Origin of the sequence: Pseudoalteromonas sp. Z1A6 (assembly GCF_011378745.1) — a bacterium.
In the GTDB taxonomy this organism is placed as follows: Bacteria; Pseudomonadota; Gammaproteobacteria; order Enterobacterales; family Alteromonadaceae; genus Pseudoalteromonas; species Pseudoalteromonas arctica.
This window is the reverse complement of the sequence record NZ_WTKW01000015.1, coordinates 1-26,416: the sequence shown is the minus strand read 5'-3', so window position 1 is coordinate 26,416 and position 26,416 is coordinate 1. Positions and strand designations below refer to the sequence as shown.

26 protein-coding genes are annotated in these 26,416 nt (G+C 38.8%); 12 read left to right on the top strand and 14 right to left on the bottom strand.

All coding sequences use genetic code 11. The features are described from left to right. Positions 1-116: 116 nt before the first annotated feature. From GQR46_RS01935 to GQR46_RS01920, 4 genes are all read left to right on the top strand, one after another. The gene (locus GQR46_RS01935) at positions 117-350 is read left to right on the top strand and encodes an EF-hand domain-containing protein (RefSeq protein ID WP_002961641.1); all 234 of its coding nucleotides are present in this window, start codon (positions 117-119) and stop codon (positions 348-350) included. Positions 351-374: 24 nt separating this feature from the next. Next, complete coding sequence (locus GQR46_RS01930) at positions 375-602, top strand: hypothetical protein (RefSeq protein WP_007581559.1); 228 nt, start codon at positions 375-377, stop codon at positions 600-602. 187 nt (positions 603-789) lie between these two features. Next, entirely contained in the window at positions 790-1,026 is a 237-nt protein-coding gene (locus tag GQR46_RS01925) for a hypothetical protein (protein ID WP_007581558.1), read from the top strand. Positions 1,027-1,035: 9 nt separating this feature from the next. Continuing rightward, entirely contained in the window at positions 1,036-1,272 is a 237-nt protein-coding gene (locus GQR46_RS01920) for a calcium-binding protein (RefSeq protein ID WP_024598659.1), read from the top strand. A 57-nt stretch (positions 1,273-1,329) separates the two neighbouring features. Here the strand turns inward: GQR46_RS01920 and GQR46_RS01915 are convergent, their stop codons facing one another. Beyond that, the gene (locus GQR46_RS01915) at positions 1,330-1,782 is read right to left on the bottom strand and encodes an energy transducer TonB (protein WP_165739632.1); all 453 of its coding nucleotides are present in this window, start codon (positions 1,780-1,782) and stop codon (positions 1,330-1,332) included. A gap of 183 nt (positions 1,783-1,965) precedes the next feature. Beyond that, on the bottom strand, positions 1,966-2,487 hold the full coding sequence (locus GQR46_RS01910; RefSeq protein WP_165739630.1) for an energy transducer TonB: 522 nt from the start codon (positions 2,485-2,487) through the stop codon (positions 1,966-1,968). A 172-nt stretch (positions 2,488-2,659) separates the two neighbouring features. Between GQR46_RS01910 and GQR46_RS01905 the strand changes: the two genes are divergently transcribed. Beyond that, positions 2,660-4,342: an amidohydrolase gene (locus GQR46_RS01905; RefSeq protein ID WP_165739628.1), complete on the top strand. Its 1,683-nt coding sequence runs from the start codon at positions 2,660-2,662 to the stop codon at positions 4,340-4,342. A 55-nt stretch (positions 4,343-4,397) separates the two neighbouring features. Here the strand turns inward: GQR46_RS01905 and GQR46_RS01900 are convergent, their stop codons facing one another. Next, positions 4,398-5,237, bottom strand: coding sequence for an HDOD domain-containing protein (locus tag GQR46_RS01900; protein ID WP_165739626.1), 840 nt, complete (start codon positions 5,235-5,237; stop codon positions 4,398-4,400). Between the two features lie 295 nt (positions 5,238-5,532). On the opposite strand from GQR46_RS01900, the gene GQR46_RS01895 reads away from it, so the two are divergent. Continuing rightward, the gene (locus GQR46_RS01895) at positions 5,533-7,233 is read left to right on the top strand and encodes a Zn-dependent hydrolase (protein WP_165739625.1); all 1,701 of its coding nucleotides are present in this window, start codon (positions 5,533-5,535) and stop codon (positions 7,231-7,233) included. Positions 7,234-7,274: 41 nt separating this feature from the next. On the opposite strand, the gene GQR46_RS01890 is transcribed toward GQR46_RS01895, so the two are convergent. Further along, positions 7,275-7,679 (bottom strand): HIT domain-containing protein, encoded by a 405-nt coding sequence (locus tag GQR46_RS01890; RefSeq protein WP_165739623.1) that lies wholly within the window; start codon positions 7,677-7,679, stop codon positions 7,275-7,277. Positions 7,680-7,790: 111 nt separating this feature from the next. Between GQR46_RS01890 and GQR46_RS01885 the strand changes: the two genes are divergently transcribed. Then, positions 7,791-10,016: a DPP IV N-terminal domain-containing protein gene (locus GQR46_RS01885; RefSeq protein WP_165739621.1), complete on the top strand. Its 2,226-nt coding sequence runs from the start codon at positions 7,791-7,793 to the stop codon at positions 10,014-10,016. Between the two features lie 142 nt (positions 10,017-10,158). Further along, on the top strand, positions 10,159-11,796 hold the full coding sequence (locus GQR46_RS01880) for a methyl-accepting chemotaxis protein (protein WP_165739620.1): 1,638 nt from the start codon (positions 10,159-10,161) through the stop codon (positions 11,794-11,796). Positions 11,797-11,868: 72 nt separating this feature from the next. Here the strand turns inward: GQR46_RS01880 and GQR46_RS01875 are convergent, their stop codons facing one another. Both GQR46_RS01875 and dinB read right to left on the bottom strand, forming a co-directional pair. Continuing rightward, positions 11,869-13,389 carry a leucyl aminopeptidase family protein gene (locus tag GQR46_RS01875; RefSeq protein ID WP_165739617.1) on the bottom strand — a complete coding sequence of 507 codons (1,521 nt, stop codon included), beginning with the start codon at positions 13,387-13,389 and terminating at the stop codon, positions 11,869-11,871. Between the two features lie 129 nt (positions 13,390-13,518). After that, positions 13,519-14,571: a DNA polymerase IV gene (gene dinB / locus GQR46_RS01870; RefSeq protein WP_024590076.1), complete on the bottom strand. Its 1,053-nt coding sequence runs from the start codon at positions 14,569-14,571 to the stop codon at positions 13,519-13,521. A gap of 679 nt (positions 14,572-15,250) precedes the next feature. Between dinB and GQR46_RS01865 the strand changes: the two genes are divergently transcribed. From GQR46_RS01865 to GQR46_RS01855, 3 genes are all read left to right on the top strand, one after another. Next, positions 15,251-15,685, top strand: coding sequence for a thioesterase family protein (locus tag GQR46_RS01865; RefSeq protein ID WP_010553137.1), 435 nt, complete (start codon positions 15,251-15,253; stop codon positions 15,683-15,685). 9 nt (positions 15,686-15,694) lie between these two features. Next, the gene (locus GQR46_RS01860; protein ID WP_165739615.1) at positions 15,695-16,747 is read left to right on the top strand and encodes an aldo/keto reductase; all 1,053 of its coding nucleotides are present in this window, start codon (positions 15,695-15,697) and stop codon (positions 16,745-16,747) included. A 116-nt stretch (positions 16,748-16,863) separates the two neighbouring features. Continuing rightward, on the top strand, positions 16,864-17,787 hold the full coding sequence (locus tag GQR46_RS01855; RefSeq protein ID WP_165739613.1) for an ABC transporter substrate-binding protein: 924 nt from the start codon (positions 16,864-16,866) through the stop codon (positions 17,785-17,787). On the opposite strand, the gene GQR46_RS01850 is transcribed toward GQR46_RS01855, so the two are convergent. The 6 genes from GQR46_RS01850 to GQR46_RS01825 form a co-directional block, all read right to left on the bottom strand. Further along, positions 17,738-18,358 (bottom strand): fumarylacetoacetate hydrolase family protein, encoded by a 621-nt coding sequence (locus GQR46_RS01850; protein WP_165739611.1) that lies wholly within the window; start codon positions 18,356-18,358, stop codon positions 17,738-17,740. The two genes, GQR46_RS01855 and GQR46_RS01850, sit on opposite strands and share 50 nt — an antisense overlap. 379 nt (positions 18,359-18,737) lie before the next feature. Next, on the bottom strand, positions 18,738-20,705 hold the full coding sequence (locus GQR46_RS01845; protein WP_165739609.1) for a response regulator: 1,968 nt from the start codon (positions 20,703-20,705) through the stop codon (positions 18,738-18,740). A 10-nt stretch (positions 20,706-20,715) separates the two neighbouring features. Then, on the bottom strand, positions 20,716-21,177 hold the full coding sequence (locus tag GQR46_RS01840; RefSeq protein WP_165739606.1) for a response regulator: 462 nt from the start codon (positions 21,175-21,177) through the stop codon (positions 20,716-20,718). After that, on the bottom strand, positions 21,178-22,662 hold the full coding sequence (locus tag GQR46_RS01835; protein WP_165739604.1) for a sensor histidine kinase: 1,485 nt from the start codon (positions 22,660-22,662) through the stop codon (positions 21,178-21,180). 35 nt (positions 22,663-22,697) lie between these two features. Further along, positions 22,698-22,907, bottom strand: coding sequence for a histidine kinase (locus GQR46_RS01830; RefSeq protein WP_039485081.1), 210 nt, complete (start codon positions 22,905-22,907; stop codon positions 22,698-22,700). A gap of 14 nt (positions 22,908-22,921) precedes the next feature. Further along, positions 22,922-24,262, bottom strand: a complete 1,341-nt coding sequence (locus GQR46_RS01825) for a sigma-54 dependent transcriptional regulator (protein ID WP_165739602.1) — start codon at positions 24,260-24,262, stop codon at positions 22,922-22,924. A gap of 225 nt (positions 24,263-24,487) precedes the next feature. On the opposite strand from GQR46_RS01825, the gene GQR46_RS01820 reads away from it, so the two are divergent. Next, positions 24,488-25,003, top strand: a complete 516-nt coding sequence (locus GQR46_RS01820; RefSeq protein ID WP_165739600.1) for an NUDIX hydrolase — start codon at positions 24,488-24,490, stop codon at positions 25,001-25,003. A 39-nt stretch (positions 25,004-25,042) separates the two neighbouring features. Here the strand turns inward: GQR46_RS01820 and GQR46_RS01815 are convergent, their stop codons facing one another. Further along, complete coding sequence (locus tag GQR46_RS01815) at positions 25,043-25,537, bottom strand: YgjV family protein (protein ID WP_165739598.1); 495 nt, start codon at positions 25,535-25,537, stop codon at positions 25,043-25,045. 49 nt (positions 25,538-25,586) lie between these two features. Continuing rightward, positions 25,587-26,153: a Crp/Fnr family transcriptional regulator gene (locus GQR46_RS01810; protein ID WP_165739596.1), complete on the bottom strand. Its 567-nt coding sequence runs from the start codon at positions 26,151-26,153 to the stop codon at positions 25,587-25,589. Positions 26,154-26,416: the final 263 nt, after the last annotated feature.

Here is a 26,416-nt window from a genome sequence, read left to right as displayed (position 1 = left end):
TAAAAACTTCCCACCTCTTTCAAGTTAAAAATATAAACACTTGAAAATTAACAACAATTATTTTTGGCATCATTTTTGTAGTAGGAGTAATAACTTTAATCAATAAGGAAATAATTATGAACAAACGCATTTTAGTAATTTCATCATTACTGGCTTTAGGCTTTTTAGGCGCTAACGCACACGCAATGGACGTTCACGCGACTTTTAACGAGCTTGATAAAGACAGTAACGGCACATTAAGTGAAGCCGAAGCAGGTGAAGATGCCGTTCTACACGAGAATTTTTCACAAATTGATACTAATCAAGATGGGCAATTGTCGCTAGATGAATTCAAAAAATTTATTCAATAAACTCATTTAATAAGGAACGTGATTATGAAACAACTTATAGCCGCTTTTTCATTAATGTTTTTAGCAATTAGTGCCACCGTAATTGCATCGCCAACAAACGTGCGCTTTGCCCATTTAGATAAGGATATGGACGGGCAAATATCAATTGTAGAAGCTAAGGAAGACAAGGAAGTAATGAGACAATTTGCCGACTTAGATGAAGACGGTGATGAAAAAGTCTCAAAAAAAGAATTTGAAAGCTTTAAGCCTTAATGAGTAATTACTGATTAAGCTTTACTTAAGTTTGTTACAAGTAAACTGAATTTAAAAGCATTTGCCATAATCCCTGAGGGAGTGTGTAAAAGGATTTAATGTTGGGAGTTAAATTACGGCAAGTGCTTTTTTCCTTTTTATTTTATTTTAGCCACGAACTTTTAATACATCTTTTGGAAGGAAAACCATGAAGATACTTTCCCTTGTTATAAGCATTTTAATGCTATTAAGTTTTGATGCCGCGGCACTTGATGTAAAGCAACGCTTTGATCACCTAGATAGCGACAAAAGTGGCTATTTAACACATGACGAACTTGATCCCCAACCACAACTTTTAAACACCTTTGTAAAATGGGACAAAAACCAAGATAACCAAATTTCGCTAGTCGAATTTAAAAGTTATCTAACTAACAACCTTTACTAAGTGATTTGTATGAAAAGCATTAGCTATATAACGCTGCTGGCGTTTAGTATTTTTAGCACATTTAGTTTTGCCGCAAGTAACGACATTGCAAAGCAATTTAAAAAGCTAGATAGGAATAAAGACGGTTTTTTATCACGTTCAGAAACCGCTATAGACCCGGCTTTGTGGTCACGGTTTTCAAGCTACGACAGTGATAAAGACGGTAAATTAGCATTAAATGAATATGGCTTATATGCAAGTAAGTAGTTTTATAGCTAGGTAAAAAAACACCTAGCTTATTATATTTATATCTATTAATTACGTTCAGGTTTTACTTTTAGAACAATGCGCCAAATACTCTGCATCAGCAGGTTTTGGGCTTACCATAAAATCCATTTTGAGATAAGTTAGAACAGGTTGATTACTCGTATTTTCAGTTGTCGCTTTCCAGCGCCATAAACCCACAGCAGCTGCCGCATTATTATCAAACACGCCCTCTGGGTAAGACGAGATAACCTTATACCCTTGGGCTTTACCTTGTGAATTAATTAACGTAGCAAGCTCAACACAACCTGAAATACTTTTCTTTGCAGCTTCTATCGGATATCGCGGCTCTACTCTTTTAACAACATCCCAGTATTCACCTGCCTTACTTCGCAGTTCAGGACTCGATAAATCAATAAAACTCAGCATTTCATCGCTTACTTGTTTATCAGACGTTGAACTACAGGCTATTAGCATCATACTCAAGGGGAGTAATAAATAGAGAGCTTTCATAGCATTTCCTTATTCTTGATGCTTATTTAGTTATTTGTAATATTCGTATTAAACTCATACCCATCAGATTTTATAAAGGTTCGAGCTAAAATATTACACACACCGAAAGTAACTTTAAAGTGAGGTAAATAAGTACTTTTTTTTTCAAACCTTGTAATTTTTCTCGTTACTTGAAATGTTTCATCAGTAGGAGATTTTTTTAATTTTACCTGTTACTTGAAATGTTTCGCCAGCCGGACAATTTTTTAGATATTTTTTACCTACAGGTATTGAATCAATCATGAAATCAATTCTGATATGCGTAAGTACAGGTTGTTTAACTACATTTACGTTAGTAGGCAGCCAGGCCCATGTATTTAAAGATTGAGCTGCTGCTTCATCAAATAACCCTTTAGGATATGAAGAAATTACTTTATATCCTTGCGCCTTACCCTCAGAATTAATAATAGTCATGAGTTCTACACAACCTGCAAGACCTTTTTTTGCAGCAGCTATTGGATATCGTGGTTCTGTTCTTGTGGAAATATTCCAATAGTCTTTCACCCTGTCGCGCAGTTCAACACTTGATAAATCTATATAATCGCGTATTTCAGCATTTGATACATCAGTATGGTTTAGCTTTTCTACACTTTTATCTGCAGTAGGTGTCGATCCACATGCCGCAAGTAATGAAGTTAATGGGAGTAATAAATAGAGGGCTTTCATAGCGTTTCCTTATGCTTTATTGATTATTTTACATACTAAATAATTACATCAATTACCTATTTTGTAAACAGTTAATATAGAGAAAAGCCTTAAAATGAGGTCTATCAATTCATTGGTATTATAAAATCAAGTTTGTTAATGTAAGTAAATTAACAATAAAAATTAAGTAACTATGCCACTCAAAAAAATAATCAAACCACTCATACTAGCCAGCCTTTGCGCTAGTTCTAGTTACACTCTCGCACAAACAAAAGTAATTTATAACGCCAATGGTTATACCCCTTTATACAAAGGTGAAGTACAGCAGTTTTCTACCCTCGTTATTAAAAATGGCAAGGTAGTTAAGCTCGGTAGCGAAACACTTAAAGATAGCTACCCAGATGCCAAGCTAATTGACGCGCACGGTAATACCTTATTACCTGGCTTAATTGATGCTCATGGGCACGTTATTGGCCTTGGCGACAATTTATCGCAACTTGACGTACGCGGCGCAACATCGGTTGATGAAGTAACAAATAAACTAAAAGTATTTGCCGATAACAAACAAGGTTGGATTATTGGGCGAGGTTGGAACCAAGAGCTTTGGGCTGATACACGCTTTCCTACAGCTAAAGATTTAGACAAAGTAGTGAGCGATCGACCTGTGGCTCTTTCGCGGGTTGATAGTCATGCCATTTGGGTTAATTCAAAAGCGCTCGAACTTGCTGGTATTAACGCCCAAACAAAAGCGCCTGAAGGCGGTGAAATAATTAAAGACGAATTTGGCAATCCTACGGGTATTTTTGTAGATAAAGCAGAATCGCTAATTACCCAGCATATGCCAGCCCCTTCAAAGCAAGATATAAGTGACTCACTAGATGCAGCAGGTAAGCATTTATTAAGTTTAGGCATTACCTCTACTCACGATGCAGGTATTGATAAAGCCACATGGGAGGTTTACAAAGAGCGCGGCGACCTTGGTAATTTACCGCTACGTATTGTGGCAATGTTAAGTGGTGCAAGCCCTGATTTAAATACAATGTTAAAGGCAGGCCGATACCACGACAAAAATGACTTTATGGAAATTCGCAGTGTTAAAGTTTACGCCGATGGCGCACTTGGCTCTCGCGGAGCCGCTCTGATTGAAGAATACGCAGACAGACCTGGTCACCATGGTTTAATGCTTGAAACACAAGAAAAACTCGAAGCGCTCTTTACACAAAGCTTTAAAAGCGGCTTTAGCGCAAATACCCACGCCATTGGCGATAAAGCAAATAAAGTAGTACTTGATGCTTATCAAAATGTGTTTAAAAAAACGGGCGGTATATTACTACGTAACCGAATAGAGCACGCACAAATTGTAACGCCTGTGGATATCCCTCGCTTTAAAGCGTTAAAAATAATCCCTTCAATGCAGCCAGTACATGCCACTTCTGATATGCATATGGCAGAGCAACGCTTAACTGAAAAACAATTAAGCGGTGCCTATGCTTGGCAAACATTTTTAAAGCAAGGATCGGTTGTTGCAGCAGGCTCTGATTACCCGGTAGAGCTTGCAAATCCATTTGATGGTTTGTATTCAGCCATTACACGCATGGATCATAACAAACTACCTGAAAACGGCTGGCGCGCAAGTGAAGTACTAAGCCGCGAAGATGCATTACGTGCATTTACTCTCGGTGGCGCTTATTCAGCTCATCAAGAATTTAAGGTGGGTAGTTTAGAAAAAGGTAAATGGGCCGACTTTATTTTAATTGATAAAGACTACTTTAAAGTGCCTGTTGACGAGATATACAAAACAAACGTGCTGCAAACATGGGTAGCAGGAATAAAACGATACGAAAAAACTAAAACAGAAAATACCACCGAAAAATAAAACTAAAAAAGGGTTAACGCAAGTTAACCCTTTTGGGTTGTGTAGGAAGGCACTTTTAGCTAAACATGTTTTTCACATCTTTTAGCATGTCGTTGTACTCATCACTTGTGAATAGCTGCATAGACGGTATAACGCCTTTGTCTATATACGTTTGCAGCGCTGCTGACTTATCAGAAACCTGTAATGTTCCCTCTAAAATAGCGCCTACTCGAATAAAGTCTACGTAACTAACTTTATCAGGTTTGTAACTTGGATCTGCCCAGCTTAGAGCTACATCAACAAACTCTTTAGGAAATTCCCACGCTTGCATAATCGACGAGCCAATTTTCCCACTCAGCTTTTGAATTGCGTGCGCTAAAAAGCTTGGGTTGGCAAACACTTCAGGGTGGCGCTCAGCTTCTGTTAAAATTGGTAATACACCAATATTATAAACAAGCGCAGCTAATGTAATTGAATCACGGTTTAATGAAGTGTGTTTATTGTTTTTTAAGTAAAACTCCATGAGTGTTATTGAATGGCTAGCAACCGTTAATGTTTTTTGCCATGCCTTACCCATGTAGCCTTTAATTAGCTCATTGTTTGATACAAATAATTGCTCCATAGCCATAGCCGTTGCAATATTTTTAATTTGGCGCAGTCCAATACGCGTCACTGCTTGATGCAAATTAGACACTTTTACAGAGCGTCCCATAATTGCACTATTAGCTACTTTTATCATACGAGCTGAAAGCGCTGGATCTTGTGAGATTACATCTGACATTTGCATTAAATTAACATCAGGGTTATCTGCAGCTTGGCGAACCTTAATCGCTACTTCAGGTAGCGTTGGTAAAACCAACGTATCGTTATTTATTCTATCGACTAGAATCGTTAATAAAGCGTTTTCTGTAGACATAAAGCTGCCGTCCTTTTGTGTTCAGCCTGTAAAGTAACTGCAAACTCAGGCAGTTAATTTTTATATTAGTAATATAATTAGTATTGTCTAACTTACCGATAAAGTTAAGAAAATTATAGAAGTTTATTTTTATTTATAATGTTTTACCGCTCATGCTTGCCTTACAACGCCAAATACTTGCTATTTACCATTTAGTTTTGCTTTAATGCACTCACAATAAGGAAGCGTTTGTACGTATTTAGCCTTTTAACTAAAGCAGTACAATTATTAAACTTACTTTTTAACAGGCAATATAATGATCTTAAATAAAATTAGCCAAGCAATTATGCTCTCTGGTGTTGTTTTTCTTAGTGCATGTTCTGAGCAAGCACCGTCTTCTACCGACAACACAGCCACAGAGCTTGCTCAAAAAAGCAGTGCACAATCAGGTCCTAAGCTTATTAATGCAGATAAACAACGTTTAGATATTTACACCGACTTTAGCTTGAAAAGTGATTTATCACACTTGAGTGACAACCAAAGAGCAATGGTTGCAAAGCTTATTGATGCTTCAAAAATAATGGACGAGTTATTTTGGAAACAATCTTTTGGCGAAAATAAAGACGCTTTTTTAGCAAAACTAAACGACGAAAAAGTACGTAAATTTGCCGATATTAACTACGGCCCATGGGATCGTTTAAATGGCGATGAAGCGTTTTTATCTAGCTATAAAGAAAAACCTCTTGGCGCACAGTTTTACCCTGCAGATATAACCAAAGAAGAGTTAAATAACGCAGATGTTGAAGACAAAACAGGCCTTTACTCTGTAATTAAGCGTGATGAGCAAGGTAAACTTTATAGTGTGCCATATTCGAAAGAGTACGCCGTTGAGCTTGCAAAAACAGCCGACCTTTTACGTGAAGCAAGTAAACTTGCTGACGATAAAGAGTTTGCTAATTACTTAAACCTACGTGCTGACGCTCTACAAAAAGATGATTTCCAAGTATCTGACTTTGCTTGGATGGACATGAAAAACAACCCTGTAGATGTGGTTATTGGACCAATTGAAACTTATGAAGATCAATTATTTGGCTACCGTGCTGCTTATGAATCTTACGTACTTATTAAAGATTTAAAATGGAGCGAACGTTTAGCTAAATTTGCAGCATTTTTACCTGAACTTCAAAAAGACTTACCTGTTGATGCTAAGTACAAACAAGAAGTACCAGGCTCTGACGCCGATCTAAATGCCTATGATGTTGTTTACTACGCAGGGCATTCAAACGCTGGCAGCAAAACAATTGCAATTAACTTACCAAACGATGAGCAAGTACAGTTAGAAAAAGGGACTCGTCGCCTGCAACTTAAAAATGCAATGCGCGCTAAGTTTGATAAAATTTTAGTGCCAATTTCAAAGCAGTTAATTGTACCTGAGCAGCGTAAACACATTACTTTTGATGCATTTTTTGCCAATACGATGTTCCATGAAGTCGCTCACGGTTTAGGTATTAAGAATACAATCACAGGTAAAGGTACTGTTCGTCAATCATTACAAGAACACGCAAGTGCGCTTGAAGAAGGTAAAGCCGACATTTTAGGCCTTTACATGATTGAGCAATTACTTAAAAAGGGCGAAATTACAGAAGGAACTATTGAAGATTATTACACGACCTTCATGGCGGGTATATTCCGCTCAGTTCGTTTTGGAGCATCAAGTGCGCATGGTAAAGCAAATATGATCCGCTTTAACTTTTTTGCTCAAGAAGGCGCTTTTTCTAAAAATGAAGAAGGCCTGTACCGCGTTAATATGGAAAAAATGAGCATTGCAATGGCCAAGCTTTCTCGCTTAATTTTAACCTTACAAGGTGATGGCGATTACGAAAAAGTAGATCAACTAATTGCAACGCATGGCGATATAAAAGAAGAACTTGCTGAAGACTTAGAAAAACTAAGTAAAGCAAATATCCCTGTAGATGTAACGTTTAAGCAAGGTAAGGAAGTACTAGGGCTTAAGTAGTTTTAGTTAAACTTAGCTAAACCCTAAAAAAGCGTTGCAGCTTAAAACTGCAGCGCTTTTTTTAACTCTGTAATTTGTACATCTGTATACGGCACAGCTGGATACTTACCCCAAATTGGCGCAGGCCAAGCAGCATCAGTAGTAAAGCGTGCAATATGGTGAATATGTAATTGCGGCACCATATTACCCAAAGCCGCTATGTTTAACTTATAAGGGCTAAACACATCCATTAATAATTTACTTAGCTTGGCTGACTCTTTTAAATACACAATTTGATCATCCTCAGATAAATCAATTATCTCTTTTAAGTTAGCCTGCCTAGGCACTAATACAAACCACGGATATTGGCTGTCGTTCAATAAAAGTACTTTACACAGTGGCCAATCGGCAAGCTCTATACAGTCGCGTTTAAGTTCTGGCGCTAGTTTAAATTCAGGGTTAGTCATTGTTATGTCCTACTTTGTCTTTAATAATCGCCACTTTATAGCATTTAGTTGCAGTTGCACACGCTTGGCTTTACCATCAAAGCAATATTTATAATAAGCTAAGGCAACCTTGTGCTAAAAAAAATAAAACACCTCTCACTAGCCCTCCCATTAATGGTTGGCGCTATTAGTGTTCAAGCAAAACCTTTATCGTTGGAGCGTATTTTTGACGATCCGAGCCTTTCGGGTAAATCACCTGTACAACTTAAATTTTCGCCTGACGGCAGCCGTGTAACTTATTTACAAGGCAAAAGCGATGACTACAACCGCTACGATTTATGGGAATACAATCTAAAAGATAACACCAACCGTGTGCTAGTTGATTCGGCAAAGTTATTTTCAGGCCCAGAAAACCTATCTGATGAAGAAAAAGCACGCCGCGAACGCCAACGTATTTTTGGTAAAGGCATATTAGAATACAAATGGTCTAAAGACGGTAAAGCACTTTTATTCCCACTTAACGGCGACCTTTACTATTACGATTTAGCCTCTGCTAAAAGTAAAAAACTAACCGACACTGAAACATTTGAAACCGATGCACGCTTTTCACCTAAAGGTAACTACGTATCGTTTATTCGAGAGCAAAACCTATTCGCTTTAGAGCTTGAATCAGGTAAAGAGATTCAGCTTAGTAAAGATGGCGGCGGCGTAATTAAAAACGGCATGGCCGAATTTGTAGCTCAAGAAGAAATGAGCCGCATGACGGGTTACTGGTGGTCAGGTGATGAAACTAAAATTGCTTATACCCGCGTTGACGAAACTCCAGTAAAAGAAGCTATCCGTAACGAAATTTACGCTGATGAAGTTAAATTATTTAACCAACGCTACCCGTTTACAGGTACTGATAACGTAAAAATTCAACTCGGTGTGGCTAAGCTAAATGACCAAAAAGTAGATTGGATTGATTTAGGTAAAGATGAAGACATTTATATCGCGCGTGCTAAGTGGCTAAAAGACGGCAATACACTGTCTTACCAATGGCAAAATCGCTCGCAACATAAATTAGAGCTTCGTTTTTATAACAGCGAAACTAAAGTCCAAAAAGTAGCATTAATCGAAAACAGCGAAACGTGGATTAACTTACATTTTGATCTTGAGTTTTTAAAAGACAAAAAACATTTTGTATGGGCATCTGAGCGCGACGGTTTTAAACACTTATATCTGTATCGCACAAACGGTCAACTTGTTCGCCAAATTACCTCAGGTGATTGGGCTGTTGATAGCTTAAAAGGTATTGATGAGAAAAAAGGCATTGTTTACTTTGCCGGTCGAAAAGATACACCGCTTGAAAGCCATTTATACAGCGCGCCTTTATTTAAAAAAGGCGATGCCAAACGTATCACCGAAAAAGGTCAGTACCATAATGTTGTGCTAGCAAAAGACAGCAAAACCTTTATCGATAATAGCTCGTCTGATAATAAACCAAACTCAGCAGCGCTTCGTAAAGTAAACGGCGAATTTATTACATGGCTTGAAGAAAATAAGCTTGATAGTAACCATCCGCTTACTCCTTATTTAAGCGACTTAACAAAACCAGAATACGGCACAATTAAAGCCGAAGATGGCCAAGTTATGCATTACCGTTTATTTAAGCCTAGCAACATTACTGATGGCAAAAAGCACCCTGTTATTGTTAACGTATACGGCGGCCCGCATGCTCAACGAGTGACGAATAGCTGGCGCAGTAAAAACTTGTACTTTCAGTACATGGCGCAACAAGGTTACGTAATTTTTCAACTGGATAACCGTGGTTCGTACAACCGTGGTAAAAAGTTTGAAGATGCTATTTATAAAAACCTAGGCGTGGTTGAAGTTGCCGATCAAATTAAAGGCGTAGAGTTTTTACGTACACTTGATTACGTAGACCCACAACGCATCGGTGTTTATGGCCACAGCTACGGCGGCTACATGGCGCTTATGACTATGTTTAAAGCGGGCGATTACTTTCAAGCCGGCGTATCGGGTGCTCCTGTAACCGATTGGGCTCTATACGATACGCATTACACAGAACGTTATTTAGGTCATCCTGATACAAATGCTAAAGGTTATGAGGACAGCGCAGTATTTCCATATGCAGATGGCTTAAAAGGCCCATTAATGATTTATCATGGAATGGCTGACGACAACGTATTGTTTACGCATTCAACTAAATTGTTTAAACAACTACAAGATAACGAAAAACAGTTTGAAATGATGACCTACCCAGGCTCTAAGCACAGCCTACGTGGTAAACAAGTGCAAACACACTTACATCAAACAATTACAAACTTCTTTAATCGCCATTTTGACGTTAAATAAGCAAGTAAAGTAATAACAGACTAAAGGCTGATTGATAAATCAGCCTTTTTTTTGCATTAATAGGCGTTAAGCCTAGATTAAACTCTTTTTTTAGCTACGCTTATTCTATGCGCTAAAGCGCACACTTTTTGAGGATAAATGTATGCCTAATCTACGAAGTTTTAGTATATCCCAGCGTTTTTCACTGTTAATAGCCATAGTTGTATTTGGACTAATAGTACTTAGTATATCGAGCCTAACTCATCAATATAGTTCGCTAAAAGACGAGCAATACATAAAAACACAAAATGTAGTAGAAACTGCGTACAGTATAATCGAGCATTATCATGCGCTTGAACAAAATAACACTCTCACTCAACAACAAGCTCAATCACAAGCACTTGATGCAATAAGAGCACTGCGCTACGACAAAACCAATTACTTTTGGATTAACAATTACCAGCCAACAATGGTTATGCATCCTATAAAACCTGCGCTTGAAGGAAAAGACTTAACCAATAACAAAGACCCTGACGGCAAAACATTATTTGTTGATATGGTAAATATAGTGAAGAAAGATGGCGAGGGTTTTATCCCTTATAAATGGCCAAAACCAGGTAAAGATAAACCTGTTGAAAAAATCGCATTCGTTAAAGGTTTTAATCAGTGGCAATGGATTATTGGCTCAGGTGTTTATCTTGATTCAATTGACGAAGCATTTAGCGAGCAACGTAATCTAATAGTCGTCAGTGCAATAATTATGATTATTGCTGTTATTTTACTTAGTTACTTTATAGGCAAGAGCATTTTAATACCTACTCGTTTAGCAGCCGATATGATGAAAGATATTTCACAAGGTGAAGGCGATTTAACTCGTACATTAAATGAATCCGGTAACGATGAAATATCTGAACTATCACACTCATTTAATTTATTTGTTTTAAAAATGCGAGAGTCTCTTGTTCATGTATCACAAAGTGCAAACGATGTAAGCGAACATGCGCATACAGTTGATGATTCAAGTAGAACAAGCCACTCGTTTATTGAGCTTCAAAACGATAGCTCAACCCAAGTTGCAGCTGCCATGGAGCAAATGACTCACCAAATACATGATGTAAGCCGTAACGCCGAAGCCGCAGAGCAAGCAGCTAAAGATGCAGCACAAAACGCATCAACGGGTAAAAATGTGGTTGCGCAAACAATTACAGCAATAGAAACACTCTCAAGCAACATAGAAACAGTCAGTCGTGTAACAGAAGATTTAGCCAACGAGAGCCATAATATAGGCTCTGTACTTGATGTAATAAGAAGCATCTCGGAGCAAACAAACTTACTGGCATTAAATGCTGCCATTGAGGCTGCTCGCGCAGGAGAGCATGGCCGAGGATTTGCTGTTGTTGCAGATGAAGTAAGAACACTGGCCAGTCGTACAGGCCAAAGTACCGACGAAATTCAAACCATGATCACTAAACTTCAAGAAGGTGCAAAAGCAGCAGTAGAAGCAGTTAAATCAAGCCAAGCACTTTCAGTTTCTACCGTAGATCAGGCGTCATCAGCCAATACTTCACTTAATGAAATAGAACGACTTGTTTCAATTATTACCGAAATGAACAGCCAAATCGCACGTGCCACAGAACAGCAAACTCAAGCTGCCGACGAGGTTAATTTGCGTATTAATGAGCTATCTCAATCAACTGAGCAATCATTAAATAATACTAAACAGCTTACCGATGCCAGTGATAATCTTAAACAAAGTAGCCAAGAGCTTTCAAGCGTAGTTAATCGTTTTAAATTAGATTAATCGATACCGTTCTCATTAAATGCAAAAAGCTCTGAATTAACAGGGCTTTTTTATTGCATGTAAGTTTTTAGCTTACAAACAGTAACGTGCAAACAAGCTCGTTACTGATGCAGCCGTTGGCTTGCCATGCTGCCAATCACCGCCTTCAACACCGCTTCCTGCAATGTCCATATGCACATAAGGCAAAGGTTGTGCAGAGTCGTTACCGTGCTTATCAAGCCCACCAACAATAGCCATAAACGCCATAGGGAACTGATGCCCACGAGCAGTAACAGCAGATGCTGCGTTATTGCTCGAGAGTACATCGTCAGCTAGCGTGCGTGGTTTAATAAAGTCGTAATCTTCACGGCGAGAGCGCGATACTTCTGCGCCATCGGCCCACAAATCTCCAAGGTCAGCTATTTGACGTGAAACACCAGCGCTACGAGCTGGACCGTTTTCAACATACGCACCGTAAGGACCCATTGCACGTGCCGCGTGACCCGTTAATGTAGCTACAGTAAACAACGTTGGGTTTATTTCGCCTTTAGCTAAATCTTTCATTTCGCTAAGCAGGTCGCCCATTGCTAAGCGCCCTTCTGCATCGGTATTACCAATGCGTACACGGATACCTTCGCGGCTAGTAATAATTTCATCTGGCACAAAACAATCCGAGCCAATAGAGTTACGAACAACAGCCAAGTACGATACTACTTTAACGCCTTTAGGCTGATAATCCGCAACGGCTTTCATAAAGCCCGCAACAGAAGCTGCGCCACCTTTATCGCGACTCATGCCTGCCATATGACCACCTACTTTTAAATCTGCACCGCCTGTATCGTATACAAGACCCTTACCTACAAACATAAGTGTACGAGTAATTTCGCCCTCTGGTACATATTCAAGCTTAACAACACGTGGGTGATGGCGCTCAACTGCATACGATGCACGAGCAACAGTGCTTAGCATTGGGTAGTTTTTATCAATAGCTGCAATATCATCAATTACGTCAACCGCAATGTTTGAGCCTTTAAATAAATCAACGCAGTAATCAGCAAAACGTGGTGGAGCCATACGCTCAGGTTCAGTGCCACACAAGTCACGCGCGGCATATTGGCCTGCAGCAATTGCATTAACAGCTTTGATTGTTTGCTCGCTTGCGCCAACTAAACCAATTTGAGTAATAGGTTCAATACTTTCACCGTGATATTCACGCGCTTCTAATGGCTGCCATAAGGCTTGGCAAGCGCCTAAATAAGCAACTTCTAAAGCATGCTGATAACGGCTATCGCCATTTAAATTTGGTAAAAATAATGCAGGGTTAACACTACCCGACGCTTTTGCTTCGTTAATTGCTAATTTAGCAGCATCAAAATAACGACGCACGTCGTCGTAATCTCTATTTAACGGACCCGTTGGCGCAAGTACAACGCGTTTTTTTTCAATCACTAATAAAGTAACTTGTTTACCAATACGAGAATCAACTTTTGCCTGGTCTAAAATAGCATCACGTAATGTGTTATTTGGTAATAGAGAAAAGTCATCACTAATAATAATAAGCGCATCATGAGATGTGCATTCAAGGCTTGCACTAACCGCTTGAGGGTATGCCATAAATAAAGTCCTGTTAGAAAACATAAGCCCCTATTATCGTCGATTTAAATATTGAAGACCAGCAAGGTGCGATGAGCTAATTATACAACTTGCCAATAAATGGCAACTTGGGGTTACAGGCTTTACAGCTTAATCGAGAATACTCAGTTGGAAGTTTTGTTCTGGCTCGCTTTTAATGCCAACGCCTATGCCAAGTAATCTTACAGGTTGTTGTAGCCCTCGTTGATAGGCCTTAGTAAGGAGTTGAATAAATATTTCTGTGTTTAGCTCGTGGTATGCCTGATCGGCTGAGGTCACTACAAAATTTGCAAACTTCACTTTAACACTCAGCTTATTAATACGGTTTTGTAATTGCTGTTTATTAAGCCTTAAAACTAATTCGTCTAACAATTTTGGCAGCTCATCTAAGCACTCTTGCAAACTTGTTTTATTGTATTCGTAGGTATGCTCAACACTCAGCGACTTTCTGATGCGATCTGTTGATACTTTACCAACATATTCACCTGCACATTTTTGATAAAGCGACACACCAAAATTACCCACATGTTGCTGCATCCAGTTAACGCCTTTTTCACGTACATCCTTGCCGGTATATAAGCCTTTTAAATTTAGCTTTTCGAGCGTTACTTTACCCACCCCCGGAATTTTCCCCAGCGGTAATTGCGCTAAAAAATCATCGACCTCATGAGGCAAAACGACAAATTGACCATTCGGTTTTTTTTCGTCGCTGGCTATTTTGGCAATAAATTTAATCGGTGCAATGCCTGCTGATGCAGTGAGCCCGGTGGCATTGTAAATATCGGCTCTTATTTGCTGTGCAATAAGTGTGGCACTGCCTTTACAAGCGGTGCTGTCTGTTACATCTAGGTAGGCTTCGTCTAAAGAAAGAGGTTCAACTAAATCTGTGTAGCGGCTAAATACTTCACGTATTTGATTTGAAGCTTCTTTGTATACAGCCATGCGCCCAGGAACAATAACTAAATCGGGGCATAATTGTTTAGCATGATAGTTCGACATAGCCGATCGCACGCCATATTCTCTCGCTATATAGTTAGCGGTTGAGAGCACGCCTCGTCGGCTATTGCCTCCAATAGCAAGCGGTACACATGCAAGTTTTGGATTATCTCGCATTTCTACTGCTGCATAAAAGCAATCCATGTCTATGTGAATAAACTTCTTCATCACCACAACAATAACTGGTTATTTATACAGTCATTATTATAGAATCAAATGTGATAAGCAAGTCTAGGGCCTGTTTATCTTTCGAGGTTAAATTTGCAGCAGTATGTTTGGTATTTAGGCAAGGCAGAGCCTATGTAGTGTGGTTATTCCCCATAAATAGGCGATAACGTAGCACAAATGCCAAACATACGCTGCCCGAAGGGTTCTGCCTAGGGGCAATTTATTCTTTGTTGCTCGGTTTTTACTTAGCCCACTAGGTCACAAACCTCGCGCCGCGATTAAATAGCCCCTAGATTGAACAAATTTTAATCCTGAAAGGTCAACAGGCCCTAGTTAGCGATTAAAAAAAGCGCTTATTACCTTCTTGCTCTTTATAACCGCGCAACCAAAACATAACCTCGAAAAAAAACCCCGCTAACATTAAAATAATAGCGCCTGATTCGTTACCCATTGCGTAACAGGTAAAAGAAGCTATAAAAACCAAACAAGCTAAGGACCAATTAATTATGTTCTGCATATTTCTACCTCTGTGTGTTTTTGTGTTTGTCTGTGTAATTTAACTGTAGACCTAAAATTAAATAGGTACAATCATCTTATAAAAAAACATGCCATTAATTACCTTGAGCTCGTAACCCCATGTTGATAATCTAAGTACTTTAAAATTAAGGGCCAATAAATAATGCAAACGTTTAAAGATCAGCACCCTATCCATACCGACATCACCGTAGCGTGGGCTGATATGGATGCACTACAACACGTAAATAATGTAGTGTATTTACGTTACTTTGAAATAGCCCGAATCGACTTCTTAAATAAAATAAATCTGTTCGATACAATAAGCCCTAATGGCGTGGGCCCGGTAATAAGCGAAAATAACATTCGTTATAAACGCCCAGTTACATTCCCAGATACGCTTACAGTCGGTGTTACTATTTCTGATATAAAAACAGACCGGTTTGTTATGAATTACACCGTATTTAGTCACGCACAAAACGCTATAACAACCACAGGCACTTCAAAAGTGGTTATGTTTGATTTTGAAACAGGCCAAAAAGCCCTCATTGCAGAGCCTCTTTTATCGGCGTTAGTTAGCTACTCTCAAGACGAGCAATAAGGAATTCTCATGCAATACAGCCCACTTGGCAGCAGTGGTATTAACGTTTCAAGAGTATGTTTAGGCAGTATGACTTGGGGTAAACAAAATACTCAAAGCGATGCTGATGAACAAATAGCCTATGCGCTAGAGCAAGGCGTAAACTTTATTGATACAGCCGAAATGTATGCAGTACCGCCCTCTCCAGAGACCTATGGTAAAACTGAGGAAATTATTGGCGATTGGCTATCGCGTAATCAGCAAAAGCGCAGCGATGTGGTACTTGCTACAAAAATTGCAGGCAATGGATTATCGTGGGTACGTGATGGTGGCAATATTACGCGCCAAACGGTAATAGAAGCCGTAGACGATTCACTTAAGCGCCTTAAAACCGACTACATTGATTTATATCAGCTGCATTGGCCAAACCGCTCTACCCCGCACTTTGGCAGACAATGGCCCGGCACTCTTAAATTTACCGACGTAAATACACAAGAGCAGCAAGCTAGTATGCTTGATATTCTAGAGGGCCTTAATGAATGTGTTAAAGCAGGTAAAATTAAGCACTGCGGTTTATCTGACGATACGCCATGGGGTATAAGCCAGTTTTTAAGTTTGGCCAAAGAGCATAACTTACCGCGTATGGTATCTATTCAAAATGAGTTTAGCCTAGCGCACGCTAAAGATTGGCCGTATTTAATAGAACAATGTGTTCATGAAGATATTGCGTATTTACCATGGTCACCTCTAGCGGCTGGTTTATTAACGGGTAAATACTTAAACGGCGCGCGCCCAGAAGGATCTCGTTGGACCTTCATGCAGCGCAACGGTATTTTTAGAGATACACCCAATGCAGAGCAAGCCACTAAGCAGTATGTTGAGCTGGCTCATGCAAACAATATTACTCCAGCACAACTAGCACTCGCATGGTGTAACCAAGTAGATGGCGTAACCTCTTCAATTATTGGTGCAACAAGCATAGCCCAATTAAAAGAAGATATTGATGCATTTAACATCACGTTAAGCGACGAAATTCTTAGTGATATTAACACTATATTTAGAAACCATCCGATGCCTTATTAAGCATGTATGAGTTAAAGCAGCCTTGAATGAGGTTGCTTTTTAACTAAAATATTTGACCCTACTACAACCAACACTATACTTTTATTAAGTTTTCTTAATTCAACGAACACTTATCAATGCTGAAAAACGGATACTATGCATTTTGCTTATTAATTGTATTTAACGCGCATGCTGTTGAACAAAAATTACAGCCTCTAGAAGAAATTATTTGGCTGCAAAGTTACACGCCCTCTTTTCATATAGCTAAAAGCGAAAGTGCACCACAAGGCGGTATTTGCGACAACCTAACCGAGCAACTCATTAGAACCATAACAGATGTAAAACATACCCGCTTAATTGTCCCTCAGCAGCGTATAAATAAATATTTAAGTGAAGGAAAAAGCGTATGCTTCCCGTGTGTTATTTATAAAAAACATAATAACCAACTACTTAACTACTCAAATCCAACAACGGTATATCCCCCATTTTCAATTATCACGACTAAAGAGCTAAAGCCCAAATTAGAAGAAAAGCACGGCTCGCCTATTCACCTTATTAATTTATTAACCGACCCGCAATACGTATACGGCCAAGCGGCTGCACGTAAATTTACAACTAAAATTAATACAATTATTGAAAACACAAAACAAGATAAAGAATCGTCGTTAAGTTGGAGTAGCGAAAATGAAAGTCAGGCTGTTATAGCACGCTTGAGTCATGGCTTTTTAGACTACTCAATTGATTACCCGTTTATGGCCGATTACTTTAATAAACAAGGGGAATATACGAATATAGAGAGTGTACCAATTGCAGAAAATGACATTCAATTTATACGAGGAGCAATAGGTTGTGCGGCTAACGCACCTAATAATTTTGCACAGCAAGCGCTTAAAAAAATTAACCGCGCACTAAAAAACAATGTACTACAATCGCCTGAGTATCAACAAAGTCAGCATAATTGGCTTAAAACTACCTTTGCCGACTTTGATCAACACTACCAACAGCAAGTTATTAATTTTTACTTACTTGCCACTGATGCTCAAGCAAGCACTGATCATTAGCATAAAGTGCCACAGCAAAAATACTTTTAGCTGTTACCTCGCCTACGCCCGACGGTGTGCCTGTCATTACTACATCACCATCTTCTAAGCTCATAAATTCACTAATTTCTTGTAAAATTGAGTCCGGATTATGCAGCATAAAATGAGTATCGCCTTGCTGAACTACTTTATTATTAATTTTAAGTTCAAAGGTAAAGTGCTTCATTGCATCAGTTAGCGCTACAAAATCAGTTAAAATTACAGAGCCGTCGAACGCTTTAGCGCGCTCCCATGGAAGCCCTTTATTTTTTAATTTACTTTGCACAGTACGCTTAGTTAAATCAAGGCCGAGTCCAACACCTACAAATTTTTTATTTTTAACTACAAAACATAGCTCGGTTTCATAATGCAACGTATCGCCGTTGTGAGCTGCAAATAACGTGTTAGTAATTGCGCTATTTGGTTTGTTAAATAAAACCATTTGATCTGGCGTTTCGTTATTTAGCTCTGCAATGTGTGCTGTATAATTACGGCCAACACACACTACTTTTGATGGTGTTAATTCTTCAGATACTAACTTTATTGAATGCATATAAATAATGTCTCAGTTATTGGACCTGTTGACCTTTCAGGATTAAAGTTTGTTCAATCTAGGGGCTATTTAATCGCGGCGCGAGGTTTGTAACCTAGTGGGCTCGATAACTGCTCCTGCGTTATTCTACTGACTTACATCCATGTAAGAATAAGTAAAAACCGAGCAAAGCTTCCGCGTCCTGCTCACGCCCCTTACCTAAATCCATGTAGGCAACAAAGAGTAAATAGCCCCTAGGAAGAACCCTTTGGCAGCGCCTGTTTGGCATTAATGCTACGTTATCGCCTATTTATGGGGAATAGACCACACTGTATAGGCTCTGCCTTGCCTAAATACCAAACAGACTGCTGCAAATTTAACCTCGAAAGATAAACAGGCCCTAACTAATAAGCGTTTCAAGCAAGCTCAAATTAATAGGTTTAAGTAAAACTCGATCAATATTTAAATCTTTTATTTCTTTAGGATCTGGCTCTGCCCCACTTACAATTACTAAACGTAGCTCTGGATATCGCTCATTAACTTGCTGGCCTAAATCAATGCCACGCCCATCGGGTAAATGCATGTCTAACAATACCTTATTAAATTGCTGGTCGTGATTAAGTATTTGCAAACATTGTGCGCAGCTAGACGCAATGACGGTTTCAACGCCTAGACTTTCTAAAAGTAGCTGCGTAATTTGCGCTGCATCGTGATCGTCTTCAACAAGTAAAAAGCGCTGCTTTTTCTCGGTTAAGCCCTTACTACAATTTATATCTTTAGCTTGTGGTGCATGCTCTGGCGCTACCAAATAATCTTGCAAACATTGATATAAAGCCGCGCTATCAACAGGTTTTGGTATTACATCGTTAAAGCCTAGTGCAGCAAGCTCCTCATGTATGCCTTTCATAGTAGCGGCAGTGAGCGCGATTATTGGGCCTTTGTAACCCATTTTTCTAAGCTCTATGGTAGCTTCCTTGCCGCCCATTACAGGCATATGAATATCAATAAAAATAATGTCGTAAGGCGCTTTATACGCATCTGCAATACGCACTTTTTCAAGCGCTTGTTGACCGTGCTCAGCGTAATCTACTCGCGCGCCACAGGTACTGATCATATGACCAACTAGCATGCGTAAATCACGTAAATCATCAACAACCAATACTCGCCCATGTACTTTGCAAGGAGCCAATTTATTTTGTAACTGCGGAGCACTACTAAAATTAAGTACTTGTCGCTCTACTTCGCTAATATCACCGGGGTAAACCGAAATAGTAAACATAGAGCCTTTACCAACTTCAGAGTGCAAACTAATATCACCGCGCATACGCGCTAACAGCTCAGCACATATTGCTAAGCCAAGACCTGCACCACCTACAGAGCGCGATTCTACATCAGCTATTTGCTCAAACGGTTTAAATATCAGTTCTTGTTTTTCAGGGGCTATACCCATTCCTGAATCTTTAATACTAAAAAATAGCATTTCAGTGTCATTAACCCATTGCGTCCACGCATTAACAACAATTTCGCCTTTATCGGTAAACTTAACCGCATTATTTATTAAATTTATTAAAATTTGGCGAACTCTTGTTGCATCAAGTCGTGCAACTAAAGGTAATGGCTGATGAGATTCAAAGCGCAGCGTAAGCCCCTTATCAAGCACCGATACGCGCATTAACGTGTATACATCGGCAAGCATGCTATCAAGGTTAACTTCACTTAAGGTTAGCTCTAACTTATCGGCTGCTATTTTAGACAAGTCGAGCACATCGTTTAATAGGCTCAATAAGTGTTTACCGTTTCGATAAATTACACCTAACTCATTTTCTGCTTGCTGACTAAAGTCGCTCTGCATTAATAGCTCGGTATAACCTAAAATAGACGATAGAGGAGTTCGTAATTCGTGGCTTAAATGCGCTAAAAATCGGTCTTTAGAACGGTTTTCTGCTTCGGCTTTTAAACGCTCTACTCGCTCACCTTCAACATCTTTACGCGCCAAAGCATAGCGAATAGCACGCGCAAAGCGGCTAGAGCTCATTTCTGTTTTTATTAAATAATCTACCGCGCCAGCATCAAGTGCCGCCGAATCTAGTTCGTCGTTTGACTGCCCGGTAAGCATAATAATAGGGCCGCTAAAACCATTCGCAATGGCCTCTTTTAATACATCTAAACCATTAGATGCACCCAAGCGGTAATCAAGCAGGCAAATGTCATGCTCATTTTTGCTAAGCGTTTCAATTGCCTGCTCTGGGGAGCTTATCCATTGAATGTTAAACGTGTGTGAATCCAATTGGTCCAGATAGTCGCAGGTGAGTATGTAATCATCTTCATCATCTTCTACAAGCAGCAACTGAGTCACTTTATCTAACATACAATCTCCTTTAATCGTTAAATGTTGTCGGTAGCTCTACAAATTCTACCCAGTATTTTCCAAGTGTTTTCATTAAATCAACTAGGCCATCAAACGTTACAGGTTTTGTAATGTAAGATGCAGCGCCTAGGTTATACCCTTTAACCATGTCTTCTTCTTGCTTAGACGTAGTTAAAATTACAACCGGAATACCCTTTAAGTTAGGGTTTGCTTTAATTGCTTCAAGCGCTTCACGACCATCCATTCTAGGCATATTTAAATCAAGCAATATAAGCCCTGGACGAGGCGATGTTGTTTTGTCTACAAACTTACCTTTACGCTCTAAATATTCAAGTAACTCAACGCCATCTTCAACAAAGTGAAGCTCGTTAAGTACACGGCTTTCGGCAAGGGCATCTTGTGTTAACAAACGATCATCTTCATCATCGTCTGCCATTAAAATAGTAATCGGTTTTACTTTTGTATAGGGCATTTAAGCCTCTCCTTGCAATGTGAAAAGCGCAGCTTCCACAGGTAGTTTTATGGTGAAAGTTGCACCTTCACCGTCTTTACTTTGGGCTGTAATTGTTCCGCCATGTCGCTCCACAATACGCCTACATACAGAAAGGCCAATACCCGTGCCTTTATACTCTGAGCGGCCATGTAAACGCTGAAACGGTACAAATATTTTATCAGCGTAGTCTTGTGAAAAACCAATGCCATTGTCTTCTATTGTAATAACTTGAAAACTTAATTCGGTATTGTGGTCAGCACTAAAGATATTTTCATGCTGGTAACTAATTTTAATATGTGGACTTACATCTGGGCGTCTAAATTTCACCGCATTCGACAACAAATTTAAAAACAATTGCTGCATTTGGCTTTTATCAGCCTGAATAACCGGTAAGTCTTCTACATCTACTTGTGTATTAGACTCATCTATCGCAATTTCTAAATCACTTAATATATCAGTTAGCACTTCGTTTAAATTTGTATCGTCAAAGTCTTTACCACGCGTTGCTATACGCGAAAACTCTAATAAATCGTTTATTAAGTTAGACATACGTTGAGCTGCATTTTTCATACGGCCAATGTAATCAATCCCTTTTTCACCAAGTTCATCTTTAAACATTGTTTCAAGGCGATCGCTAAAGGCTTGAATTTTTCTAAGTGGTTCTTGTAAATCATGGCTCGCCACAAAAGCAAACTCTTCAAGCTCTCGGTTACTTCGGCTCAACTCGTCAGAATACAACGTTAACTCTTGCGTACGTTCAGACACTTTCGTTGCTAGTGTTTCGTTTTGTTTTTCAAGCTCAAAACGATACTGTGCTGAATTTCTTAAATTAAGGCGCGTCATAATAAACATACCAATAATAAGTAGCGCACTTGTTATTGCCGTTATAGCAAACGTAATTTTAGCCTCATTTTTTATCTTTGCTAACTTAGAAAAATGACTCACTTTGAAAAGTAATTCGCGGTCTTGTATTTCATTTACGTGTTCACGGATTTGCCTATAAAGATCTCGTCCTTTATGTGTATTTAGCACATACAATGCACGTCTTTCTCTATCATCAAGTGCAAGGTTAACGGTTTTTTTAAGCTCGTTAATTTTACTATCTACAAGCACTAGTAACTGAGCAATACGATCTGCTTGGCCATCAATTTCAGAGTGGAGCGATTTAACATGATCCGTTTGTGCCTGTATTTGCCCAATCGCATCATAGTAAGGCGTTAAATAATCAGCCTCTTCAGTTAATAAATAACCACGTTGACCCGACTCAGCCTGCACTATAGATAAATGCAATTGCTCAATTGCCGTTGTCAGCATACTTGTGTTGTCTAAACTCTTTTGGGTTTGTGTTAAACCTTGAATAGTGTTCAATGCTAAAAATGCGTTACCTACAATAATACTCAACACAACAACTATAAAAGCTGCCCAAGTAATATTCGCTTTACTTTGATGTTTTTGCTTGTTCATTAGCTTCCCGAGTTAGTGTTTAAACAACACTGTATTTATTGAGAGTCTGATATTTTTTGTAAACTTTCGCTGCACTGTTGGCAATTATTAATAATTTTATCAAGTGCATCTAACGCTTTTTCTTTTGGCATATCGTTTTCAAGTACCAATTTAATAAGCTCGGCATTCATCGAAATACGATTTAGCGGCCCTCTTGCATCGTGTACTAACTTATTAAGCTGCTCTGTTTGGTTATCGGATGTCATGCCCTTCCTCAGATCTATTTATATTCGCCAATACCGCCATACGCATTAAGGCGGTTATAAAGTGTTTTTGTACTAATACCTAACATTTGCGCAGCAAGTGTTTTATTACCTTGCACTTTATCAAGCGTTGCATGAATAAGTTCTTTTTCAACTTCTTCAATTGTTTGCCCTGCCGATACTGGCTTTTCTGCAGTTTGATTATTAACACGCGAAAACGGCGATTCTAAATTGTCAGGCAAAATAATATCGCTAGTTTGCGGATCACTCATAATAAATGCACGGTGTATCGCATGGCGAATTTCGCGCACGTTACCCGGCCATTCATAGCTTTGCAACTCTTTAAGCTGCGCTGGCGTCCAGCTAAATGCTGTGCCATTTTCGTCATTAAGTTGATCTAAAAAGGCTTTAGCTAATAAAGGAATATCTTCTTTTCTATCGCGTAGTGGCGGTATATCAATAGGAAAAACCGCTAGCCTAAAGTAAATATCTTCACGAATAATATTATTTTTTGCTAAATCGGTAAGCGAGCGGTTAGTGGCTGAAATAACACGGCAATTTGTTGGTATTTCTCTGTTACCACCGACGCGCGTTACTTTTTTAGTTTCAAGCACTCGCAGTAAATTTGGCTGCATATCAATTGGCATTTCGGTTACTTCATCTAAAAATAAAGTACCGTTATTTGATTGCTCAAATACCCCTTCTTTACGCGCTATAGCACCGGTAAAGGCGCCTTTTTCATGACCAAATAACTCACTACCAATTAACTCTTTTGAAAGCGCACCACAGTTACTCGCCACTAACGGGCCTTCACACTGGCTAGCGTTATGGATAGCTTGAGCAACTACTTCTTTACCTGCACCACTTTCACCCATCAACATCACGTTAGCATTTGTTTTAGCAACGCGTTCAATCATATTGTAAAGCTTGTGCATGACCTCTGATTCGCCAATTAAGCCACCAAAGTGACGCGTTATACCGCTCGACTTTGCTTTTTTAACTGCTTTTTTAGGGCCATTTAAAACCAGTTCTAAATCTTCGCGTTGTAATGGCTTTAATAAATGCCCTACATTTGGCTCACACATTTCAGCTAAAATACCTTTAACTGAAGGGTGGCCCGAAATAAGTGTAATTTTTGGAGATTGCCCAATCATTTTTAAATGATCGAGTAAATGCAGACCGCTGCCATCTGGCAACATAAAATCTAACAGCACATGATCAAAGGTATTATTTTCAAACCATTGATGCGCTTCTTTTAAACTGGTTGCGGTGCTTATATTGTGGCCGAGGAATTCGACTATGTGACATACAACGTCACTAAATTCGACGTCATCGTCTACTAAAAGTATGTTTAACATGATAAATCCCTATGCTTTTTTCTTATTCTACGCATCATAAATACTAATTTAAAGGCGCGCTTAAAATCTAATGACTTAAATAATTAAGTGATTCAATACTATTTATGTTACCAACTTAATATTTACGTATGCTTAAAAAAATCGATCACAAAAAAATAATTTAAATCGTTCCTATTCACACAATGATAGCAACTGATAATATAAACATCCCACAAAGGAGATGAAATGCAGCAATTAAAAACCCTGATTCATGCAGGTATTAATATCGACCAAGGCACTCAATTTACTCGCATAACAGGGCGTGCCATTGTAATTAAAAATAGTAAAATACTTTTAATGTACACAAACCGCTATGAAGATTACAGCTTGCCTGGTGGTGGCGTGGATGAAGGCGAAAGCATTGAGCAAGGCTTAATACGCGAACTAAATGAGGAAACAGGTGCACAGCAAATAAGTGTAGTAAAAGCCTTTGGACTCTACGAAGAGTATCGTCCTTGGTATAAAGACGATTTTGACATTATCCATATAAAATCGTATTGCTACGTATGTAATATTGCCGACGAACTTGGTAAAGCCCAGCTTGAGCATTACGAGCAACAAAATGGCATGACTGCTAAATGGGTCAATATTAATGATGCAATTGCACATAATGAGCGCACGCTTGCCAACAGCGAAAAACAAGGGCTTTCTATTTTGCGAGAAACCTACTTACTTAAAAAGATTGCTGAACAGCTTTTTTAACGTCTACTTACCTGTTTAAAAAACGAAATATACCGACCCCTAAGCTAATTTTTTAGGGGTATAAAACCGATATAGTCCTACTAAATTACTGGCCATAAATAGGCTTTCCATTAATACCGCAACCGGCGAGCCAACTAATATATTATGACTTATCCAAAGCGATGTACCCACCACCATAATTAAGCGTAAATACAGATCATTTTTTTGAAATGAGGCAAAAGTCTGAATAAGTGTTGCAGCAAGTGCCAAACCACTTAGCCAGCTATACCAAGTAATATAAACTGCTAAGCAACTAAGTAACATAAACGCCAACATTACCCATGTTTTTCGCGCAAATACACAATATAAATAACGTATTGCAGCAATTAACATTAAGCTGCCCGCACTAGCATGGCCAAGCATAAAAAAATGAGCTGACGTAAGTAAAACAGAACTAAATAAACACATTAAAATAAGTGAACGAGACTTAAACTGAAAAGAAGCTAAATCTAATAAAGTAGCGATGGCTACCAAGCACTGAGCAAATAAAAACATAGTGACTCCTGAAAAAACAGCAGTCTAACCAGCTTTACTATTTTTACCCTTAACTTAAGTTAAGTCGTTTACGAATTCGTGATAACGAAATAGCCGATATACCAATATACATAGCCACTTCGGTTAAGCTTAGCTGTGCAAGCCAGTGCGGCTTTTTTAGTAACAAATAACGATAACGCTGCTCAGGGCTATTAAGTAGTAAAAAAGCCTCCTTTGCCTCTTTAAATATAAGCTGCTGAGCAACAAGCTGGTTTTTAATGTCGACCCATTCACTGTTATCAAATATATGTAATGGGACAACGATAACTGTGGCAGCCTTTATAACCTTTAACTGATAAAAAGCCTCTGTGTTTGTAAGCCAATTAGCAAACAATAGCGCAAATTCATCTTTAAAATAAAACTCCTTACACCTTTGCCCTCCATCAATTGTAGAGTGCAAAGCGCCAAGTACACCGTCAATAATTAAATAACCATAACGCTGCGTTTCGCCTTGCTGTAATAGCACTGTATCTCGGGAAAATTGCTTAACTGAGTATTGCCCCGCCAGCTTTTGTTTTAAAATGTGTGTAAGCTCGGCATAACTATCGCCCAGTTCAAATACATATGTTTGACTCATTTATTTGCCATTTTAATCATTTGCGAATTTTAGTTGCACTCGTATTAGCATATTGAGTAAACAACCTTATATTATCAGCGCTGCACTAAGCTTTATACGTGCGCAGTAACCATCAGTAATCAATAAGAAGTAAGTGAAGATTAGAAGAAACGTATCATTTTTATCTCTATGTAACTTTTTCTGCTAATTGCATTATTTACAGAACATATCAGAAAGCATTTTAAATAAAAATTATACTTTTATAAAAGTTAAAATAAAAACTC